Origin of the sequence: Flavobacterium branchiarum, assembly GCF_030409845.1 — a bacterium.
Lineage (GTDB): Bacteria > Bacteroidota > Bacteroidia > Flavobacteriales > Flavobacteriaceae > Flavobacterium > Flavobacterium branchiarum.
Map to the genome: position 1 here is coordinate 88438 of NZ_JAUFQQ010000003.1, position 21411 is coordinate 109848.

The 21411-nt window shown below is 33.9% G+C and carries 12 protein-coding genes and 2 tRNA genes; 4 read left to right on the plus strand and 10 right to left on the minus strand.

The annotated features are described in order from the left end of the window. Positions 1 to 282: 282 nt before the first annotated feature. From QWY99_RS00740 to QWY99_RS00765, 6 genes are all read right to left on the minus strand, one after another. A complete protein-coding gene (locus QWY99_RS00740) occupies positions 283 to 2148 on the minus strand; it encodes a glycoside hydrolase family 13 protein (protein WP_290259623.1) in 1866 nt (621 codons plus the stop codon). A 147-nt stretch (positions 2149 to 2295) separates the two neighbouring features. Beyond that, a complete protein-coding gene (locus QWY99_RS00745) occupies positions 2296 to 4410 on the minus strand; it encodes a glycoside hydrolase family 97 protein (RefSeq protein ID WP_290259621.1) in 2115 nt (704 codons plus the stop codon). Positions 4411 to 4456: 46 nt separating this feature from the next. Then, positions 4457 to 6757, minus strand: coding sequence for a glycoside hydrolase family 65 protein (locus QWY99_RS00750; protein WP_290259619.1), 2301 nt, complete (start codon positions 6755 to 6757; stop codon positions 4457 to 4459). 19 nt (positions 6758 to 6776) lie between these two features. Then, positions 6777 to 7433 (minus strand): beta-phosphoglucomutase, encoded by a 657-nt coding sequence (gene pgmB / locus QWY99_RS00755; protein WP_290259617.1) that lies wholly within the window; start codon positions 7431 to 7433, stop codon positions 6777 to 6779. Positions 7434 to 7501: 68 nt separating this feature from the next. After that, positions 7502 to 8875 (minus strand): MFS transporter, encoded by a 1374-nt coding sequence (locus QWY99_RS00760; RefSeq protein ID WP_290259834.1) that lies wholly within the window; start codon positions 8873 to 8875, stop codon positions 7502 to 7504. Positions 8876 to 9051: 176 nt separating this feature from the next. Beyond that, positions 9052 to 10083: a LacI family DNA-binding transcriptional regulator gene (locus QWY99_RS00765; protein WP_290259615.1), complete on the minus strand. Its 1032-nt coding sequence runs from the start codon at positions 10081 to 10083 to the stop codon at positions 9052 to 9054. Between the two features lie 236 nt (positions 10084 to 10319). On the opposite strand from QWY99_RS00765, the gene QWY99_RS00770 reads away from it, so the two are divergent. The 4 genes from QWY99_RS00770 to QWY99_RS00785 all read left to right on the plus strand — a co-directional run bounded on the left by QWY99_RS00770 (position 10320) and on the right by QWY99_RS00785 (position 18998). Then, complete coding sequence (locus tag QWY99_RS00770; protein ID WP_290259837.1) at positions 10320 to 13307, plus strand: SusC/RagA family TonB-linked outer membrane protein; 2988 nt, start codon at positions 10320 to 10322, stop codon at positions 13305 to 13307. An 11-nt stretch (positions 13308 to 13318) separates the two neighbouring features. After that, complete coding sequence (locus QWY99_RS00775; RefSeq protein ID WP_290259840.1) at positions 13319 to 14833, plus strand: RagB/SusD family nutrient uptake outer membrane protein; 1515 nt, start codon at positions 13319 to 13321, stop codon at positions 14831 to 14833. Between the two features lie 21 nt (positions 14834 to 14854). Continuing rightward, positions 14855 to 16033 carry a SusE domain-containing protein gene (locus tag QWY99_RS00780; protein ID WP_290259842.1) on the plus strand — a complete coding sequence of 393 codons (1179 nt, stop codon included), beginning with the start codon at positions 14855 to 14857 and terminating at the stop codon, positions 16031 to 16033. An 82-nt stretch (positions 16034 to 16115) separates the two neighbouring features. Continuing rightward, a complete protein-coding gene (locus QWY99_RS00785; RefSeq protein ID WP_290259846.1) occupies positions 16116 to 18998 on the plus strand; it encodes an alpha-amylase family glycosyl hydrolase in 2883 nt (960 codons plus the stop codon). Positions 18999 to 19089: 91 nt separating this feature from the next. Here QWY99_RS00785 and QWY99_RS00790 read toward each other — a convergent pair whose 3' ends face one another. The 4 genes from QWY99_RS00790 to QWY99_RS00805 form a co-directional block, all read right to left on the minus strand. Continuing rightward, positions 19090 to 19314 (minus strand): DUF6814 family protein, encoded by a 225-nt coding sequence (locus QWY99_RS00790; protein WP_290259850.1) that lies wholly within the window; start codon positions 19312 to 19314, stop codon positions 19090 to 19092. Positions 19315 to 19324: 10 nt separating this feature from the next. Further along, positions 19325 to 20824, minus strand: coding sequence for an MFS transporter (locus tag QWY99_RS00795; protein ID WP_290259851.1), 1500 nt, complete (start codon positions 20822 to 20824; stop codon positions 19325 to 19327). Positions 20825 to 21142: 318 nt separating this feature from the next. Further along, positions 21143 to 21215, minus strand: a tRNA-Phe gene (locus QWY99_RS00800). Positions 21216 to 21330: 115 nt separating this feature from the next. Then, positions 21331 to 21403: transfer RNA gene (locus QWY99_RS00805), tRNA-Phe, on the minus strand. Between the last annotated feature and the right edge of the window lie 8 nt (positions 21404 to 21411).

Genomic DNA, 21411 nt, shown 5'->3' on the forward strand with positions numbered 1-21411 from the left:
TATTTATAAAGTTTTAATGATTTTGAGGTTTAATCGCAAGGAGCGCAAAGTTTGTTTTGCTGAATTCGCAACGTTCGCAAAGCTATGTGTGAGTGCTATGTTTTTTTTTGCGTGCCTTGCTAAAACTGTTGCGTACTTTGCGGTTAAATTTTTATAGCTATTAAATGTTTGTAATGTTTTATTCTAGAAAAAAAGAGCCACAAATCAAACTAACAACAAGAATTAAAATTCATTGTAATTGGTTTAATCTGTGGCTAAAACTATTTGTTTAAAGGATAGTGTTTATTCTAATTCTAAAACAACAGCAGATTTAGGTTCTAAAGTAATTTCAGATGTTATATCGAATTTTTTATCCGTTAGGATGTCTTTTCCAGTTTTGAAATTTTTGATGTTTTCTTGGAAACGGTTTGTTTTAATAGTTTGCGGTTTTGCATTGTTATTAAAAACTACCATTACAGTTTTTGCATCTGTATATCTAAAATAAACATAGGTATTGTTTTCTGGAATATAGTGAGTCATTTTTCCAAAATGTACTGCTTCATTAGATTTTCTCCAGTTGAATAATTTAGATGTGAAATCGAAATACTCAGCTTGTTTAGCAGTTCTACCTTCTTTAGTAAAAGCATTGTTAGTATCACCTTTCCATCCACCTGGGAAATCTAAACGGATTCCGCCATCACCTTGACTTTTGTCTCCACCCATTCCAATTTCTGAACCATAATACAATTGCGGAATTCCACGAACGGTTGCCATTAATGTCATTACCAATTTGTATTTAGCGACATCATATTTGTAAAGGTCATTGATTCTGCTGGTATCGTGATTTTCTGCAAAAACAAGTATGTTGTTTGTATTTGGGTATAGATAATCTAAAGCAAAATTGTTGTAAAATTTAATCATACCATTATCCCAGTTTGCTTCGTCATCATTAAAAGCAGATCCGATTTGGTTGTGTAAAGTGAAATCCATTACACTTGGTAAGTTTGAATTGTAATTTTGGATTGCTCCAATTTTACTGTCTTTTTGCCAATACGCTAAATTAGCTTGATTATGCATCCAGATTTCTCCAACAATATTAAAGTTTGGATATTCATCTGTAACTGATTTTGCCCAGTTTGCCATTGCCGCTGGATCTGAATAGTTGTAGGTATCTACTCTAAATCCGTCAAGATTTGCATATTCAATCCACCAAATTGCATTTTGAGTTAAGTATTTTGCAACCAATGGGTTTTTTAAATTTAAATCTGGCATTGAAGGAACAAACCATCCATCGATACAAACTTCTTTGTCAAGTTTTGAAGCGTGGATATCTGTTATTACTTCACGTCTGTGGTGTGTTTGAGTATAGTTTTCAAATTGATTAGTCCATGATTTTGTTGGTAAATCTTTCATCATCCAATGCGTGATTCCCCAGTGATTAGTTACATAATCCATAACCAATTTCATGTCTCTTTTGTGCATCTCATTCGATAAACGAACATAATCCTCATTCGTTCCGTAACGCGCATCGATTTTGTAAACATCCGATTGTGCATAGGTATGATACGAATGTTCTTTGTCGTTGTCTTCGTTTAAAGGCGCGTTCCAAATTGTTGTTGCTCCTAAAGATGAAATGTAATCTAAGTTTTTGATGATTCCTTCGATATCACCACCATGACGTCCGCCAGGAATTGAGCGATTTGCTTTTTCTACTAATGAAGCATCATTGTCATTTTTAGGATTTCCGTTTGCAAAACGATCTGGCATAATTAAGTACATCATGTCAGAAGCATCGAAACTTTTGCGTTGAGCAGAATTTTCTCTTCTTTTCTTTAATGAATATTTTTGTGTGAATGCAACTTTGTTCTTGTTTTTAAATGAAAAAACGAACTCAGATGCAGGTATGTTTTTAGTGTCGATTGTTACGAAAAGGTAGTTAGGGTTTTCGGTTTTTTTAATGTCTTTAATGACTACATTGTTAGAAACAGAAGGTTCGTATTGTGCAATGTTTTTTCCGTAGAACATGATTTGAAGTTCTGGATTGTTCATGCCAGCATACCAAAATGGGGGCTCAGTTTTCTGGATTTGCGCTTTTGCAGAAGCAGAAAATAATAGAACAACTAAAAGTATTCTATATAATGTTTGGTTTGTTTGAAGTGGTATTCTCATATTTTGTTTTTTTTTAATTCGATTAAAACAAGATCGATTTTTTTGCACGTAGCTTTTGCAAATCAAGCAGCTTTATGGTGACTTTTATTTTATCTCTTTAGAAAAAAAGACAAGCAATCTAGAGGACTACTTGTCTTTTTTAAAGAGTTATTTGGTTTCGATTATACTAATTGCATAACCACCACCTGGAACAGATAACTGAGATAGTTTTGTTTTATTTGTTACAGCAATTTTCTTGATTGTGTAAGCTTGTGGATTTGTTTTGTAGTGTGCATCTTTTGCATCAGCATAAATTGTAGCTGTGTATTTCTTTCCTTTTTCAAGGAAATTGAAATTGATGTTTGATGTACGGCTTACATCTCCGTTTACGTTACCTACAAACCAGTTGTTAGTACCTTTAGCTTTACGAGCTACAGTGATATAGTCACCTGGTTCAGCTTCTAGGTATTTACTTTCGTCCCAATCAATAGCAACATCTTTGATGAATTGGAAAGCATCAGCAAATTTGTTATAGTGCTCAGGTAAATCAGCAGCCATTTGTAATGGGCTGTACATAGTAACGTATAATGCTAATTGATTTGCAATTGTACTGTTTACATGCGATTTGTTATCTGGATTAAGTTTGCTAATATCCATTTCGAAAATACCAGGAGTATAATCCATTGGTCCACCAATTAATCTTGTAAAAGGTAAAATTGTAACGTGATTTGCTTTAGAACCACCAAATGCTTGGTATTCTGTTCCTCTTGCCGATTCGTTACCAATTAAGTTAGGATATGTTCTGCTAATACCTGTTGGGCGAACTGCTTCGTGAGCATTAACCATAATTTTGTATTCAGCAGCTTTTTCTAATGCGTATTGGTAATGGTTCACAATCCATTGGCTGTAATGATTTTCACCTCTTGGTAAAATATCTCCTACGTAACCACTTTTTACAGCATCGTATCCATTGTCGTTCATGAATTTGTATGCTTTATCCATATGGCGCTCATAATTACGAACAGAACCAGAAGTTTCGTGGTGCATAATTATTTTTACACCTTTTGATTTTGCGTAAGCGTGTAATCCTTTTACGTCGAAATCTGGGTAAGGAGTAACGAAATCAAAAACATAATCTTTTGAGTGTCCAAACCAGTCTTCCCAACCTTCATTCCAACCTTCAACTAAAACAGCACCAAAACCGTTTTCAGCAGCAAAGTCAATGTATTTTTTTACATTAGCATTAGTTGCTCCGTGTGTACCGTTTGGTTTTGCTTTTGAGTAATCGCTAATACCAAGTTGTACTGTTGGAAAATCATTTGTGTATGACCAAGAACTTTTTCCTGTAATCATTTCCCACCAAACACCTACGTATTTAACTGGTTTAATCCAAGATGTATCTTCGATTTTACATGGCTCATTTAAGTTTAATGTCAATTTTGAATCAAGAATTTCTGTCGCATTATCGCTAACAATAATTGTTCTCCATGGCGATTGACTAGGAGCTTGCATGTGTCCTTTGTCTCCTTTTGCATCTGGAGTCAACCATGATTCGAATATCATGTTTTTATCATCCAAGTTTAAGTGCATACATGAATAATCAATTAATGCAGCTTCGTGAAGATTAATAAATAATCCTTCAGCAGTTTTTAACATAAGCGAAGTCTGAACTCCTGTTGGAGAGAAAGACTTTTGTGAAACGTTTGCTGTATACGCTTTTTCAGCCAATCCACGGATTTCTGATAATTTTGATTTTGTATAATCATATTCTTGTGTGTCATAATCACCAGGAATCCAAAATGCAGTGTGGTCACCCGTCATTGCAAATTGAGTTTTTTCTTCTTTGATTATGAAATACGTAAGATTTTTTTGTGTTGGAAATTCATAACGGAATCCAAGTCCATCATTAAATAAACGAAAACGGATGATTATTTGTCTGTCTGTTCCTTTTTGGTTTAATGTAACAGCCAATTCATTATAATGATTACGAATTGAAGCTACTTCTCCCCAAACTGGTTTCCAGTTCTCATCAAAAGTTGTAGTTTTTGTATCAACAACCGTAAAGTCATTTAACAATGATTTTTTATCATCTTTAAGCTCAAGACCCAACTTACTGGATTTTACAACCTCTTTATTTTTGTATTTAAGATTGTAAGTTGGAGTTCCATCGCTTTGTAGCGAAAACTCCATGACAAATTTTCCTTCAGGCGATTTTAGTTGTTGTGCTTTTGTGATGTTACAAAAAGCAACTAGAATGAAGGCTGTGAAAATGAAATTCTTCATGTTGTTTAATTAAAAATGTTATAAAAATAGATGTAGAAACTAGTAATTATGTTGTTACAAATTTATTAGCTACTACGGTTTGGCCATTAACGACAATGGCTAATTCATCATCTCCATCTACTGAAAACGTAGTTTCATTATGGTTTATTGATACTTTTAGAATTTGATTTCTAAAGTTGATTTTAAAAGAATATCCTGTCCATTCTTTTGGAATTTTTGGAGAGAAATGTAGCGTGTCATTTTTTACACGCATTCCTCCAAAACCTTCTACAATACTCATCCATGTTCCTGCCATCGATGTAATATGACAACCTTCTTCTACCTCTTTGTTGTAATCGTCTAAGTCTAAACGTGAAGTTCTTAAGTAGAATGTATACGCCATATCCATTTTATCTAATGCAGCGGCTTGAATTGAGTGTACGCAAGGCGAAAGTGAACTTTCATGTACAGTAAACGACTCGTAAAACTCAAAATTACGCAATAGCTCCTCTTTAGAAAAATGTTCTTCGAAGAAGTAAAAGCATTGTAAAACATCGGCTTGTTTGATGTATGGTGAGCGTAATACACGATCCCAAGACCATTTTTGGTTTATAGGACGTTGTGAACGATCTAGATCTTTTACAGGAACTAAGTCTTTATCTAAGAAACCATCTTGTTGTAAATAAACATTAAGTTCTTTTGAAAAAGGGAAGTACATATTGTCTGCTACTTTTTTCCATTCCTGAATTTCGTTTTCTGTAAGTTGTACTTTTTCGATAATTCTTTTGTGGTCAGCTGGGTATTCAGTAGTAACTTTTGTAAGTTGTTCTGTAGCATAATCAATACACCATTTAGCAATATAATTAGTGTAGAAATTATTATTGATGTTATTTTCGTATTCGTTTGGACCTGTAACTCCCAAAATCACATACTGATTTTTGTCAGTAGAGAATGAGGCTCTTTGGTGCCAGAAACGAGCGATTCCGATTAATACTTCTAATCCTTTTTCTGGAATATATGAGTAATCTCCTGTGTAGCGATTGTAATTGAATATTGCAAAAGCGATGGCACCATTTCTATGAATTTCTTCATGAGTGATTTCCCATTCGTTATGGCATTCTTCACCATTCATAGTTACCATTGGATATAAAGCCGCTCCATCTTTAAAACCTAAATTGTCTTTAGCGTTTTCAATTGCTTTATCAAGCTGATTGTAACGGTAAGTCAATAAATTTCTTGCAACTTGCTGGTCTTTAGTAGCCATGTAAAACGGAATGCAATATGCTTCAGTATCCCAATAAGTAGATCCTCCGTATTTTTCTCCTGTAAATCCTTTAGGTCCAATATTTAATCGGTTGTCTTTTCCTGAATAGGTTTGGTTTAACTGAAAAATATTGAAACGAATTCCTTGTTGTGCTTTTACATCACCTTCAATAGTAATATCTGACATTTCCCAAACTTTTGCCCAAGCATCAATTTGTTCTTGTAATAATTGGTCATACCCTTTGCTTAATGCTTCTTTAATCGCTTTTTCTGCAGCGGCAAGAGTGTTAGTATGATTCAATGAAACAGTATATCCACCAATTTTTTGTATAGATGAAGTTTGTCCTTTTGCAATAATTACGCCATAGGTATATTCTACCTTATCTGATGAAGAATCAATTGTTGAAGGAGAGATATTAATATTTTCGCCGTTAGCAAAAATACTATTGTGCATGAAAGTTGTAACCTTAAAATGAGTTTTATAGGTTTGAGCAGTTACGAAAGCTTCGTTTGTTGCTTTTTTTACTTCAAGAGGTTCCCAGAATTTTTCCTCCCAGTTAGCATCTTCATTGGTAACACCTGCATCAATATATGGTTTGTAAAGTATTTTAGCATCTTTGTTTAATGGAGTAATATCATATTTAATAATACCAACTTCATCTAAATTTAGAGATAGAAAACGACGTACGTTAACAGCGATTTCTGTTCCATTTTTTAAGGTTGCTTCAAAAGAACGATTGTACCAACCTTCTTGCATGTTTAATTCTCTACGGAAATTTTTCACTTCGGTACAAGAATTTAAATCAAAAGCTTCTTCATTGATTTCAATATTGATACCAATCCAATTTGGAGCGTTTAATACTTTTGCAAAATATTTTGGGTATCCGTTTTTCCACCAACCCACTTTAGTTTTATCTGGGTAATAAATTCCAGCTATATAACTTCCTTGAAAAGTTTCTCCCGAATATTTTTCTTCAAAATTGGCACGTTGTCCCATAGCACCGTTTCCGATACTGAAAAGACTTTCAGACGATTTAACTCTCTCTACATCAAAGCCTTCTTCTATTATTGACCAATTGTCTGGTTTTATATAATCTTGATTCATTTTGTTTTGTTTGATTGATTTATGCTGTAATTAATGATTCGATGAATGTTTGATCTATTAAGGTAAAATCCTCAAAGACGTATTTCGCTTCATGCAAGACAGCTTTAGAACCTATGCCTACGCTAGTCATTTTTCCGATATTGGCTGCTTGGACTCCTGCAACCGAATCTTCAAAAACGATTGAATCTTCAGGGCTTATGTTTAGTAGTCGAGCTGCTTTTAAGAAAACTTCTGGATCTGGTTTAGCATTTGTAACATCATTACCATCAACGATAACATCGAAGTAGGAAATGATTCCTGTTTTTTCTAGAATCGGGCGTGCATTTTTACTTGCCGAACCCAATGCGATAGCTTGCTTTTTTTCTTTTAAAAATTCTAATACAGGCAAAACACCCTGAAGAATTTCGCTTTCATTCATATCTACCAAATAAGTTAGGTAGTCTTCATTTTTTTGGATAAGCCATTTGTCTTTATCTTCTTGTGAAGCTTGAATGTTTCCTAGTTCTAGGATAATATCTAATGAACGTACACGACTTACTCCTTTTAAAAGTTCGTTATGTTCGTGTGTAAAGTCAATGTTTAATGCATTTGCAATTTTTTGCCATGCCAAATAATGGTATTTAGCAGTGTCAACAATTACACCGTCTAGGTCGAATATGAATGCTTTTGTATTCATTTAATAATATGCTTATTTTTTAATTTCTTTCGAAAAATATTTTAACTGAGAGAAGCCTACTTTTTGTCTTATTTAAAAGATTTCTTGTCGTAGGTTTCATTTTTAATATCATCTACATCTTTCACTTTGTAAACTAGAACAGCAGCTATCAGAAAGCTGACACCGCTTGTAATTAATGCGTATATAGCATCACCGTTATAAAGGTATTTTACAATTGGGCCTCCAATTATTGCGTTTATTATTTGAGGAATTACTACAAAGAAGTTGAATATCCCCATGTAAACGCCCATTTTTTTAGGAGCAATCGATCCTGCTAGGATAGCATATGGCATTGCGAGGATACTAGCCCAAGCCACACCAATTAATACCATAGAAAGAATAACCCAATTTTCATCTGGCATAAAGTAAATAGATATTAAACCTATTCCACCTATAACTAAAGAAAGAGCATGAGTCGATTTTCGTCCAATTTTTTTAGCAATCATTGGCAGAAAAAATAAGGCTATAATGGCTGATACTAGATTGTAAACTCCGAAAAGTATTCCAACCCAATCCCCAGCATCTTGATAGCTTTGGCTAGAATTATCATCTAGGGGTAATCCGTAAATGTGATGTGCAATTGCAGGGGTACTAAATACCCACATACCGAAAAGTCCAAACCATGAAAAAAACTGCACCCAACTAAGTTGGCGCATGGTGGTTGGCATTTTTGCAAAATCTCTAAAGATGTCTGTGAGTTTTGATTTTTCTTCAATCTCAATTTTCTCCGCTTTTGGGTCTTCAAAAAGAGCCAATTCATCAGGAGAGTATTCTTTAGTTGTAAATAAGGTAACAAGTATAGAGCCGATTAAAACTGCGGCACCTAAAATAAAAGAAAGTGTAAGATTTAAAGGAACGCTTCCGGGAAGGCTACTGTTAGGGACTCCAAACCATTTCGTCAAGACATATGGTAAAGAAGAACCAATTACAGCTCCAAAGCCAATAAGTGCTGTTTGAATACTAAATCCTGCGGTACGTTGGTCTGTTCTTAAATTGTCACCAACTAAAGCACGAAAGGGCTCCATGGCAATATTAAATGACGCATCCATAATCATAAGCATTCCGGCACCAACCCATAAAGCGGGTAGTATTGAAGTGAAAATGTTTGCCTGTGGCATTAATATTAATCCAACTGAAGCTAGAATAGCACCTACAAGAAAAAAAGGTTTTCTTCGTCCAAATTTCCCCCAGGTTTTATCACTATAATGTCCAATTACTGGCTGAACAATTAATCCCATTAAAGGAGCAATTATCCAAAACCAAGAAAGTTCGTGTACGTCGGCACCAAAAATTTGAAGAATTCTGCTGGCATTTGCATTTTGTAAAGCAAACCCCATTTGTATTCCTAAGAAACCGAAACTCATGTTCCAAATTTCCCAGAAACTTAATCTACGCTTTTCCATTATCGTAATTTAATGAATGTACGATAAGCGCTATGCTTATCAAAACTTAACTTAATTTTCGAAGTAAAAGTAAAAGTTTTGAGCTGGCGTAAATTTATAAATTATTTTTTTAAAGAAGCAAATAAAAAACCCATTAAAATTAATAATGGGTTCTTTTGTTTAGGATTGTAAGAATATTAATCTGTAGATTCTCTTTCTATAAGGTGAGTTTCGATAACTTCTGTTTTGTAATTTTCTTCTTCCTCTTCGCCTTCTTCGGTTTCTAATTCCAAGCGATCTATAAGCATTTTGGCTGCTTTATTTCCCATTTTGTTGCCGCTTTGGCTTACTGTTGTTATAGTTGGAGTCGAATATTTAGATATAATTCCGTCTGTAAAGGCTATAACGGCTAAGTCTTCAGGAACTCTAAGTCCCATTTTACTAGCGGTTTTTATTATAGTTACAGCAAAAAGTTCATTAACAGCAAAAACAGCATCTATTGCACGATCTTCTAATAATTGGCTAATGATAATTTCGCAAGTATCTACATCTTCAATCTTTATGATGAGATCTTCGTTAAAAGGGATGTCGTTGTCTAGTAGTGCTTTTGTGTATCCATCGGTTCGTAGTTTTCCAACGCTAACATAATCGACAGTAGTAACTAAGGCTATTTTTTTACGGCCTTTATCGATTAAATTCTGAACCGCTCCATAAGCAGCCGATTTGTCGTCAATAATTACTTTGTCGCATAAAATGTCATTGGTAACTCGATCAAACATTACAACTGGCATTCCTTGATTTATGACCTCGGTTATATGGTGAAAATCTCCTTTAAATTGAGTTTCTTTAGATAGAGACATGATGAAACCATCGATACTTCCGTTGGCAAGCATTTCCATATTAAGTACTTCTTTATCAAATGAATCATCAGATAAACATATGATAACGCTGTATCCGTTTTCGTTGGCAACTTGCTCTACTCCGTTAATAACAGTTGAGAAAAAATGATGCACAATTTCGGGAATTATAATACCAATAGTTTTGGTTTTACGATTCTTTAAACTGAGTGCTATATTGTTGGGCTTGTAATTGTAGAATTTGGCAAAAGCCTGAACTTTTAATCGAGTGTCTTCTCCTATTTCTAGGCTGTTTCGTAATGATTTTGATACGGTAGAAATAGATACATCAAGCTCCTTAGCGATTTGTTTAAGGGTTATTTTGCGTTTCATACTGGTAATATGGAAAAAATTGTTTTGTTAATAAAGGTATGATTTATTTTTTAAAATGATAGTATTCTGGCTAAAAACTTGTAGAATAAAGAAAGTTTTCAACACTATCACGTTTTCGTAAACCAATAAAAAGTGCTATGTGTCGGGCATGTTAATAAATCCTTAATTTTGAGATTCGAAGTAAAAATAAAAGTCAATAAATAAACCAAAACTCAATTTTAATTTAAACAAAAAGTATGAAAACAATTTATAAAAAGTTGTTATTTTTATTCTTACTCCTTCCTTTTAGTGTTCTTGCTCAGAGCACATTAGAAGGAGTTGTTCTGGACAAAGCGACAGGGCAACCAATTCCAGGAGTAAATATAAATGTACAAGGTAGTACCAATGGTACTTCGACGGATTTTGATGGGAAATTTAAGCTATCTAATTTAAAGAGTGGTGATAAAGTTGTCGCTTCCTATATTGGTTATGTTAGTTCTTCTATCAGTTATAATGGGCAAAAATTAGTTAATTTCTCCTTAGAGGAAGATGCAAATCAACTTAAGGAAGTTGTAGTTCAAGTAGGTTATGGTTCTGTTAAGAAAAAAGATGCTACTGGTGCGGTTTCTAAAGTTACAGCCTCTAAATTAATTCAGGGAGCGCTTGTTGATCCTATTCAAGCTCTTCAAGGTAAAGCTGCTGGGGTTACTATTACCAAACAAGGAGGAGATCCAAATAAAGGATTTGATGTTAAGATTAGAGGTGCAGCTGGTTTCGCAGCTGGAGGAAGCCCTTTATATGTAGTTGATGGTGTGAGAGGAATTGATCCTACGACAATTTCTCCAGAAGATATCGTTTCTTATGATATTCTTAAAGATGCCGCTTCGACTGCTATCTATGGTGCAGATGGTGCAAATGGGGTAGTTTTTATTACAACTAAAAGAGGTAAAGAAGGTAAAACAAGTATTGAGTTTAATACTTATGTTGCTATTGACAATGTAGCAAGAAAATTAGATTTATTGTCTGCAAAAGAATATAGAGATTATACTTCATTAAATAGTAAAGCATTTACTGATTTGGGTGGAAACACAGATTGGCAAGATGAAATTTTAAGAACAGGTATAACTAATAATTACAATTTCGCTATTGGTGGTGGGTCTGAAAGTAGTTCTTATAGAGCTTCTATAACTCATACTAATATGGAGGGAATTATTGGTAAATCTGGAAAGGAAAGAACTACAGGAAAACTTAACGTTACTCAAAAAAGTTTTAATGACAAGTTAGTTGTTGATTTCGGATTGTCTGGAACTATTGAGAATAATGATTTTGTTAATTATGGGGATGATGGAAAAAGTCAAGTTCTTTTTCAAGCTTACCAAAGACGTCCTACCGATCCAGTATATAATCCAAACGGAAGTTTATTAGAAGTTGGAGGTGTAAATAGTTACTTCAATCCTATGCATTCGGTAAATAATATCCAAAACCAAAGAGATGCAAAATTTATAAATGGTAATCTTGGATTAGATTTAGAGATAGCAAAAGGGTTAAATGCTAAAGTTATTTTAAGTTATATTAGAGAAGATTGGGAGAAAACTTATTTTGAACCATATTACAGATATGTTTTTGTAGAGGGAGAACTTCCGTCGTCTATTTATGATGGTTATGGTAATAGAGAGTATAATAATAAAGAGCAATCTATGATTGAGGCTACTCTTACTTATAAAAAATCTTTTGCAGGAGTTCATAATTTAACTTTATTAGGGGGTTATTCATATAGATCAACTGGTAATGATGGCTTCAAAGCTGAAGGGAATAATCCTATTTCTAATATAATTGGGTCTGATAACTTACTGAATTTTGAAAATATTCAATTAGGAAATATTACTTCTTTTAAATCGTCACGTAAAGATATTGGTTACTTTTTTAGAGCTATGTATGATTATGATTCTAAATATTACATTGCAGGTATTGTTCGTAAAGATGGTTCTTCTGTTTTTGGTGCAAATAACCAATGGGGATATTTTCCATCAGTACAAGTTGCTTGGAATGTGGCAAGAGAAAATTTTATAGCAGATAATATTAGTGCATTAAATAATTTGAAACTTAGAGCGAGTTGGGGTATTTCTGGAAATAGTAACATTCCTGTAGATGCTAAAGATTTGAAAGTTTCGCCACAAGCAACAGTAGATGCTGCAGGAAATCCGATAACTAATTTTACCTATTCTAATAATGGTAACCCTAATTTGAAATGGGATAAAAATACAGAATTGAATTTAGGTGTTGATTTTGGATTGTTTAATGATAAAGTTACAGGGTCTTTTGAATACTATAATAAGACTATCAGTAACATGCTTATTGCAAATACGAATGTACCTATTGAAACCAATTTTTCTAATACAACTTTTATTAATGGTGGAGAGTTAGAAAATAAAGGTATTGAGGCTACTTTAAATATTAACGTAATTGAAAATAAAGATTTTAGTTGGAATACAACTTTTGTTTACACGCAAAATAAACAACATGTAAATGCATTGGGTAATGCTCAATATAACTACAGTTATTTAGATGTAAACTTTATAACAGGACCTGGTTTAATTGGTGTTTCAACACAAAGAATGCAGAAAGGTTATGAATTAGGTACTTTTTATGGTTACGAACATGCAGGTTTCTCTAGTGGAAAATGGCTTATTAAAGATAATAAAGGGAACACAAAATATCTAAGTGATGCAACTACAGATGACAAGAAAGTAATTGGACATGCATTGCCAAAGTTTGAAATGGGATGGAGTAATTATTTAAAATACAAAAACTGGGATATGTCTTTATCATTTAGAGCAGTTTATGGTAATGATATTTACAATGGTACTAATCAAGTTTTTGGTAGTCCAACTCAAATTGGAACAAGAAACGTGAACCATGAGGCACTGGCATTAAATGATGCAGGTGTTAAAGAAAGTGCATCTCAATCTTCGTCTTACTTTATAGAAGATGGTAGTTTTATTAAACTAGATAACGTTAATATCGGATATAATTTTATCAACCCTACATTTTTAAAAGCCGCTAGTAAAATTAGATTTTATGCTTCTGTAAATAATGTTTTTACATTAACGAAGTATAGTGGTGTCGATCCAGAGGTTAATTTTTCTGGAGGAAAAGACAACAAAGAAATTTATTTTGGAACAGATCAATTTAATATCTATCCAAAAACTAGAACTATAACATTTGGTTTAAACCTTATATTTTAATATTTATTATTATGAAATTTAAAAGTAAAATAGGTATAATTGGTATTAGCTTGTTAGCTTTTGCTTGTACTGATTTAGAAATAACAGATAGAGATTATCTATTAGGGAGTGAATATCCTGAGAATGCTGAACAGGCACTTAGAGTTTCAACGCCTGTTTTTGCAGGAACTCAACCTATGTTAGATAATGGAGGATGGTGGTTTACTCAAGAAATTACTTCTGATGAGGCTGTTGCTCCAACAAGAGGTTCGGATTGGGATGATAGTGGTAAATGGAGACAGTTAAGTAGACATACTTGGACTCCAACTACTGATGCAATTATACAGTTGTATAGAATGATTTATACTTCAATTCCAAGAGCGAATAGAGCTATTGAGTTGTTGAAGGAAGGTGCTGAAGCGAACCCTGCAGTTCAACAAGTTCTTGCGCAAACAGAAGTTTCCAGAGCTTATTATTTTTATTTGGCAATGGATAATTTTGGGGATATTTCATTTCCTAGAACTTTTACAGGAGCAGATGAATTTCCAGCAAGAACACCTAGAGCAGAAGTTTTTAAGCAGTTAGTAGCAGATGTTGAAGGGGCAATACCTTATTTAGCTGATCCAGTTGCAGGTGCTAGTGCTAGTGCTATTAATAAAGGAACTGCTTATGCATTGTTGGCTAAATTATATTTAAATGCTGAAGTGTATACAGGAACTCCAATGTGGCAAAAGGCTTCTGATGCTTGTGATAAAGTAATCGGAATGGGATACCAATTAGAAGCAAGCCCATTGGCTTCTTTTAAAACGGCTAATGAAACATCTAAAGAAAACATCTATACCATTGCTTATGATCAAGATGCTTTTAAAGGTTTTAATCTTCATATGAGAACTTTACATGGATTGTCTCAATTGACATTCGGAATGAGTACTGCTCCTTGGAATGGTTTTGCTACACTTGAGGCGCATTATAATACTTTTCAGAGTACAGATTTGAGAAAAAATATGTTGTTAGTTGGTCAGCAATATACTGTTGCGGGTGATGCAATAAATGATCCAGCAGCAGATGGTGCTCCATTAGTATTTACTCCTTTTATTCCAGAGTTGCAGATGTCTAATAGTGTATATTCTAGTGCAGTTGTAAAAATGTCTGGAGTTAGAGTTGCTAAATGGCAAGTTGCTCCAGGAGCAAAAGAGAATTTAAGTAATGATTTTGCAATTTTTAGATTGGCTGATATCATCTTGATGAAAGCTGAGGCGTTAGTAAGATTAAATGGAGCTGGTGCAGGAGATGCATTAGTAAATCAGATTAGATCTAGAGCAGAAGTTCCTCAATTGTCAGGGTATACACTTACGGCTATATTAGCTGAAAGAGGTAGAGAGTTGATGTGGGAAGGACACAGACGTCAAGATTTAATTCGTTTTGGTAAATATACAGGGATTTGGTGGGAAAAAACAGATACAGATCCTAATCGTAATATTTTTCCAATTCCAGAATTTGCTTATCTAGCTAATAAAAATTTATTACCACAAAACCCTGGATATTAATAATTAAAGATATAAACGAATATGAAAAAATTAACTTTTTTATTTGTAGGATTGCTAGGGTTCATTATGAATTCTTGTAGTAGTGAAGATGCAAATATCGTTGTTTTTGAACCTGAAAGAATTACTACAATACCTGTTTTAGAACCACTACCAGCACCTGCTGAATATGTGAATGAAGAAGGTGTTAATGATGCAACAGAAGCAGGTACATTTAAATGGTCACCAGCAGTTTTAGAATATAATGGTGCTGTATCATACTTTTTAGAAATTGCACTTCATGGTGGGAATTTTTCTGAGTCTGTAAAGATATTTGAAGAAAGTGTATCTACACCTTCTCATGCTTTTACTTTTTTAGATTTAAATAAGGCGGTCAATAAATTGAATGTTTTGTTAGTTTCTAAAGGAAAACCAGCAATAGCTTTTGGATCATTGGTAGATATTGATGTTAGAGTCTCTACTGTAGCAAATATTTCTAAGAATGTTGCTTATTCAGCAGTTCAAGTAATGAAAATAAATGCATACGAAAAGATTATTTACATAACACCTGAGCTATATTTAGTAGGTGCTCCTCAATCTTATTATGGTAAATCAGGTTGGGATGAAAAGAATGGACTTGGTCTGAAATACATTGGAGACCTTGAAGCAGGTACAAATGTTTTTGAAGGTTTTGTGAAAGTAAATGTTGGTGATGGATTTAAGTTTACTGGAGACGGAAAAACTTGGGAGCATGGTAACTATGGAACAGCTAGTTCTGTAGCTGCAATTTCTGGTGGGCAAGAATTTACTTTGATCGATGCAGGTACAAGTAGTGATCTTAAAATTGCTGAAATTGATGGTGCAGGATTGTACTATGTAAGAGTAGATTTAGATGCAATGAAGTGCAAAGTTATAAAAATGAATTGGGGAATCATTGGTGCTGCTACACCAGGTAGTTGGGATGGAGAAACTCCAATGGCTTATAAATTCTCGACTAATGAGTGGTCATACACAGCTACAAATATAACAGCAGGTGAAATGAAATTTAGATCTAAAAACACAAGTAACTTCATTCATGGATCTACTGAAGACTGGAAATTTAATGTAGGAGATTTATATTTTGTTGGTGATGGTGGAACAGGGAAGAATTTTACACCTAAGGCAGGTGCTAAGCCAACCATGATAATTGGTTTTGATGGAACGGCTACAGTTACAGGATTATAATTTTTAATGCAAATATTAAAAGGGCTATCTACGGATAGCCCTTTTTTATAAAAATTAACCAACCAACCAAACTAACCATATTATGAAAATAACTATACAATTATTTTTGTTTCTATTTTTTGTAGTAATATCCAATGCGCAACAAATAACAGTATCGCCTGCTGTATTTCAGGTGAATGAATCAATAACTATTACGGCTTCGTTTGCCTCGACAACGTGCAATGAATTGGGGGCGAATCCTACCAAAGTATACATGCATTCTGGAATTGGTTCTGAAGCAAATCCTTGGGCAACTGCAAAAGGAAATTGGGGAGCCGATGACGGTGTTGGCTTAATGACTAAAAATCCAAATGGCACATGGAGTATTACTATCACACCGAGTGTGTATTTCGGATTAACAAGTTTGCAACAATCAGAAGCTACTAAAATGGGGTTAGTGTTCCGAAATGCGAATGGTTCTCAAACATTAAAATTAGCGCCAGCTTGTTCTGATTTTTTCTTAAAAGTTGGTGTTTTTCAAGTTATTCTAACGTCACCTTCGGAAAATAGTAATACTATTGTTGCTAATGGAGGAGGCTTGAATATTAGTGCAATTAACACCAATGGTGTCGCAAGTTATAGCTTGAAATCAAATGGAGTAGTTATTAATTCGAATAGCAGTACATCTAGTTATTCGTTTAATCATACTAATATTACTGCCAATCAAAATTATGAATTAAGTATAACCCAGTCTGGGACGACTATAGTAAAAAAATTCTCAGCAATAGTTAATCCAATAACTATTTTAGAGGCAATGCCCGCTGGATTAGTCGATGGAATAAATTATAATCTTTCAGATCCAACCAAAGCGACATTAGTTTTAAATGCACCATTAAAGGACTTCGTTTATGTTGCAGGTAGTTTTAATAATTGGGTGCCTACAAGTTCATACGCAATGAAGAAAGACCCGGTTTCGGGTAAGTTTTGGTTAGCGTTAACAGGATTGGTTTCGGGAGTAAATAATACTTATCAATATTGGGTAGTTGCCAATTCGCCAATTGCTAACTCACCTTCATTAGTAAAAACAGCCGATCCTTATTCTACTTTAGTTTTGTCTCCATTTGATGATCCTGGTATTCCATCTGCAACTTATCCTAATATGCCTGCTTATCCTGTTGGGCAAGAACGAGAAGTTACAGTTTTGAAAACAGGTGAAATGCCCTACCCTTGGAAAGTATCAAATTTTGAAAAACCAGAAAAAGAAAAGTTAGTTGTTTATGAAGTTTTAATACGTGATTTTGATGCGGGAAGAAACTATCAGAGCTTGATTGATAAAATAGATTATTTTAAAAATCTAAAAGTAAATGCTATTGAATTAATGCCTGTAATGGAATTCGATGGTAATGAAAGTTGGGGTTATAATACGTCGTTTCATATGGCTTTGGATAAGTTTTATGGTACTTCAGATAAGTTTAAGGAGTTTATTGATTTATGCCATCAAAACGGAATTGCAGTTATTCTAGATGTGGCTTTAAATCATGCTTATGGTCGTAATCCAATGGTGAGAATGTGGATGGATGATCATGATAATGACGGTTGGGGCAAGGTCGCAGCCGATAATCCCTATTTTAATGTAGAGGCAAAGCACAGTTACAGTGTAGGAGAAGATTTTAATCATCAAAATGCTTTAACTCAGAATTATGTAAAAAGAGTTATTAAGCATTGGATTGAAGAATATAAAATTGATGGATTTCGTTGGGATTTAACCAAAGGATTTACACAAAATTGTACAGCTGCCGACGAAGCGTGTACGAATAGGTTGCAACAAGATCGAGTAGATGTACTAAAATCATATGCAGATTATTCTTGGGGATTAGATCCTACACATTATACAATTTTTGAACATTTAGGGAGTGATGCTGAAGAAAAAGAATGGGCAAATTATAGAATCACTGATCCTATAAGTAAAGGAGTTATGATGTGGGGGAAAATGACGCAAGCATATAATCAATTATCAATGGGGTATGACACAGATACTAATATTTCTAGGATGACAAGCACTAGCCGTGGTTTTTCAGCAAATCGATTAATGGGTTATGCTGAGAGTCATGATGAGGAGCGATTAATGTATAAAAACATTCAATACGGTAATAGCAATAATGCAAGTCATAATGTGAAGAACCTAAATGTAGCATTGTCTAGAATGTCTGCAATTGGAGCAGTGACATTATTGATTCCTGGCCCAAAAATGATATGGCATTTTGGTGATCTAGGTTGGGATGCTTCTATTTTTGCTTGTGAAAATGGAGTTGTAAATGATGAGTCGGGAACAATTTCTGGAAATTGTAAGTTAGATAAAAAGCTACAATCACAATGGACAGGCAATTGGTTAGGGAATTCTGGTAGAAGCAAAATTTATAATGATTGGGCAAAAATGATTACTATGAAAACCACCGAGCCTGTTTTTTTAGGATTAGCCACAGTATCGAATTCAAATTCATTGTCGCCAAATATAAAAATCACCAATAGCGCTCTGGCAACAACACAGTTAAAAGATGTGTTGATTTTAACAAATTTTGATGTTACAGATAAAGCTGTAGCCACGGGTTTTCCATATGCAGGTGTTTGGTATAATTTAATGGATAATACATCGATTAATGTTACTAATGTAGCAGCAACAATAGCAATTCCAGCAGGAGAATTTCGAATTTACGGAAATAAGAGAGCGTTGCTGGCCATAGAAGATTTTGAAAAACCAAATGGGATTACTTTATATCCAAATCCAGTAACTGATTATTTTACTCTTAGCGCACCAGTTTTAAACGTAGCTATTTATTCATTGTCTGGACAATTGGTGAAGCGTTTTTCAGGTAACGCAAAGTTGACTTCAGAATTCTCGGTAAGTGAATTAAGTTCAGGTTTGTATTTCGTAAAAGCAACAGATGAAAACAATAATACAGAAGTATTGAAGTTTTTGAAAAAATAAATTATTGGTTAGTTAGTGTGAAAAGCTGTCTGTTATTATAACAGGCAGTTTTTTGTTTTAATCTAGTTTGTTAAAATAGGAAAAGAAAGGTTTATTTTCTTTTATTGTATTCTCCTACCAGCGAAAAATATCCAAAAGTTCCTAGTCCTAAAACAATTAGTGGAGTGAGGATAAAAAGAATAATAATTCCAAAAACGATATCTTCTTGTTTATCTGAAACAAGTTTTGGTAATCCAAATTCGAAAATGCAAAAGTAAGCTGCTGCAATAGATAAAATTATCCATAGTATTCCTAATATTCGTTTTAATAGATTCATTACAAAAGGGTTAAATATGAGTATTTTTGCTTTTATTGTCAATGTAAATCATTCCGATAACAAAACATATCGTCGCTATAATAATTGGATACCAAAGACCATCAAGATAAAAATCAGCCTTGCCAGTTTCTTTAGAATGTGTTACAAAATAGGTTGATATAGCAGGAAGTAAACCGCCAAAAATTCCGTTTCCAACATGATAGGGTAGTGACATAGACGTATATCTAATTTTTGCAGGGAACATTTCTACCAAAAATGCTGCGATAGGGCCGTAAACCATTGTAACAAATATAACTTGAACAAAAACTAGAAAAATCAACGTCCATTTATCGTCAAAATTAGCAGTAATTGATGTCTGTAACTCTGAATCTGTTTTTCCGGTATCGGTATGATTTATTAGTTTTTTAGTAACAAAGGTGCCGTCTGAATATTCATTATTAGTAATAACGTAATGTTCTTTTTTGTCATTGTTTTTTGATTCCGTTTTGTATGTTTTAGAAATGCTTTTATTGTCAAGGTTTACAGTTTCATACATTTGTTTATAAATAGGTCTGTAGAGTAAGATGGCAAGTAACATACCGCCCATCATGATATATTTCCGTCCTATTTTATCACTCAACCAACCAAAAAAGATAAAAAATGGTGTTCCTAGTAATAACGCAATACCGAGTAAGCCATCTACTTGAGAAGATTCTATATTCATTACGGTTTTCATGAAACTCATGGCGTAAAATTGTCCCGTGTACCAAACAACCCCTTGCCCCATTGTTGCGCCAAATAAAGCAAGTAAGACAAATTTTAAATTGTATCTATTTCCGAAACTTTCTTTTAAAGGATTTGTGCTAATACTGCCTTCTTTTTTTGCTTTGGCAAAAACAGGGGACTCATCCATGTTTTTTCGTATTAAGTAAGAAACGCCAACCATTACAATAGATAGCCAAAAAGGAACGCGCCAGCCCCAGGAATCAAATGATTCTGCCGAAAGAGAATTTTTTGTAATTAAGATAACCATTAATGAAATAAAAAGACCAACAGTTGCAGTAGTTTGGATCCATGATGTCCAGTAGCCACGTTGGCCCACAGGAGCGTGTTCGGCAACATAAGTTGCTGCGCCACCATATTCTCCACCAAGAGCAAGGCCTTGTAGTAAACGTAAAATAAGTACTAATATAGGAGCGAAATAACCGATTGTTTCATAACTCGGTATACATCCTATTAAAAAAGTAGAGCAACCCATTAATAGTAAGGTTGCCATGAAAGTATATTTTCTACCAATTAAATCTCCAAGACGTCCAAAGAATAAGGCGCCAAAAGGTCTAACGACAAACCCTGCTGCGAAAGTGGCTAAAGTAGCCAAGAAAGATGCTGTTGGATTGTCAGATGGAAAAAATTTTGTTGAAATAACTACAGCTAAACTACCGAAAATATAAAAATCATACCACTCAATCATTGTTCCCATAGAAGAAGCTGAGATGACTTTCCAGATTCCTTTTGTAGATGTGTTACTCATTGGCTTTTATTCTATTGATGTTCTATGTAGAAATTGATATGATTATTATTTTACTAAAATAGAATATATAAATCGTATTATTTGATATTTTTTTAACAAAAACAGATTGATTTATTATTTTGTATTTTTTGTGAGCAATAGCAGGTGGTAAGAAGATAGAGTTATCTTTCTTAGAAGTGGGGTTTAAGTAATGGCTAAACTAACTAAGTAAAGTGTGTAAAGCAATTCGTTAATCTAGAAATAAACGAATCCAAAATCTTTGTAAAAAGATAAGATTGTGGTTAAAAACAGAAAACCCACTCGTTTGAGTGGGTTTTGTGGTACCTCCAGGGATCGAACCAGGGACACATGGATTTTCAGTCCATTGCTCTACCATCTGAGCTAAGGTACCGTGCTTGACGCGGGTGCAAATATAGAATGTTTTTTAGATTATCCAAGTTAAATTGAAAGAAAGAATCTATTTATTTGAATAAAAACAAAAAACCCACTCGTTTGAGTGGGTTTCGTGGTACCTCCAGGGATCGAACCAGGGACACATGGATTTTCAGTCCATTGCTCTACCATCTGAGCTAAGGTACCGTGCTTAA

Coding starts and splice junctions, on each gene's coding strand:
- QWY99_RS00740 (WP_290259623.1), bottom strand. CDS start 2,148: ATGAGAATACCACTTCAAACAAACCAAACATTATATAGAATACTTTTA.
- QWY99_RS00745 (WP_290259621.1), bottom strand. CDS start 4,410: ATGAAGAATTTCATTTTCACAGCCTTCATTCTAGTTGCTTTTTGTAAC.
- QWY99_RS00750 (WP_290259619.1), bottom strand. CDS start 6,757: ATGAATCAAGATTATATAAAACCAGACAATTGGTCAATAATAGAAGAA.
- pgmB (WP_290259617.1), bottom strand. CDS start 7,433: ATGAATACAAAAGCATTCATATTCGACCTAGACGGTGTAATTGTTGAC.
- QWY99_RS00760 (WP_290259834.1), bottom strand. CDS start 8,875: ATGGAAAAGCGTAGATTAAGTTTCTGGGAAATTTGGAACATGAGTTTC.
- QWY99_RS00765 (WP_290259615.1), bottom strand. CDS start 10,083: ATGAAACGCAAAATAACCCTTAAACAAATCGCTAAGGAGCTTGATGTA.
- QWY99_RS00770 (WP_290259837.1), top strand. CDS start 10,320: ATGAAAACAATTTATAAAAAGTTGTTATTTTTATTCTTACTCCTTCCT.
- QWY99_RS00775 (WP_290259840.1), top strand. CDS start 13,319: ATGAAATTTAAAAGTAAAATAGGTATAATTGGTATTAGCTTGTTAGCT.
- QWY99_RS00780 (WP_290259842.1), top strand. CDS start 14,855: ATGAAAAAATTAACTTTTTTATTTGTAGGATTGCTAGGGTTCATTATG.
- QWY99_RS00785 (WP_290259846.1), top strand. CDS start 16,116: ATGAAAATAACTATACAATTATTTTTGTTTCTATTTTTTGTAGTAATA.
- QWY99_RS00790 (WP_290259850.1), bottom strand. CDS start 19,314: ATGAATCTATTAAAACGAATATTAGGAATACTATGGATAATTTTATCT.
- QWY99_RS00795 (WP_290259851.1), bottom strand. CDS start 20,824: ATGAGTAACACATCTACAAAAGGAATCTGGAAAGTCATCTCAGCTTCT.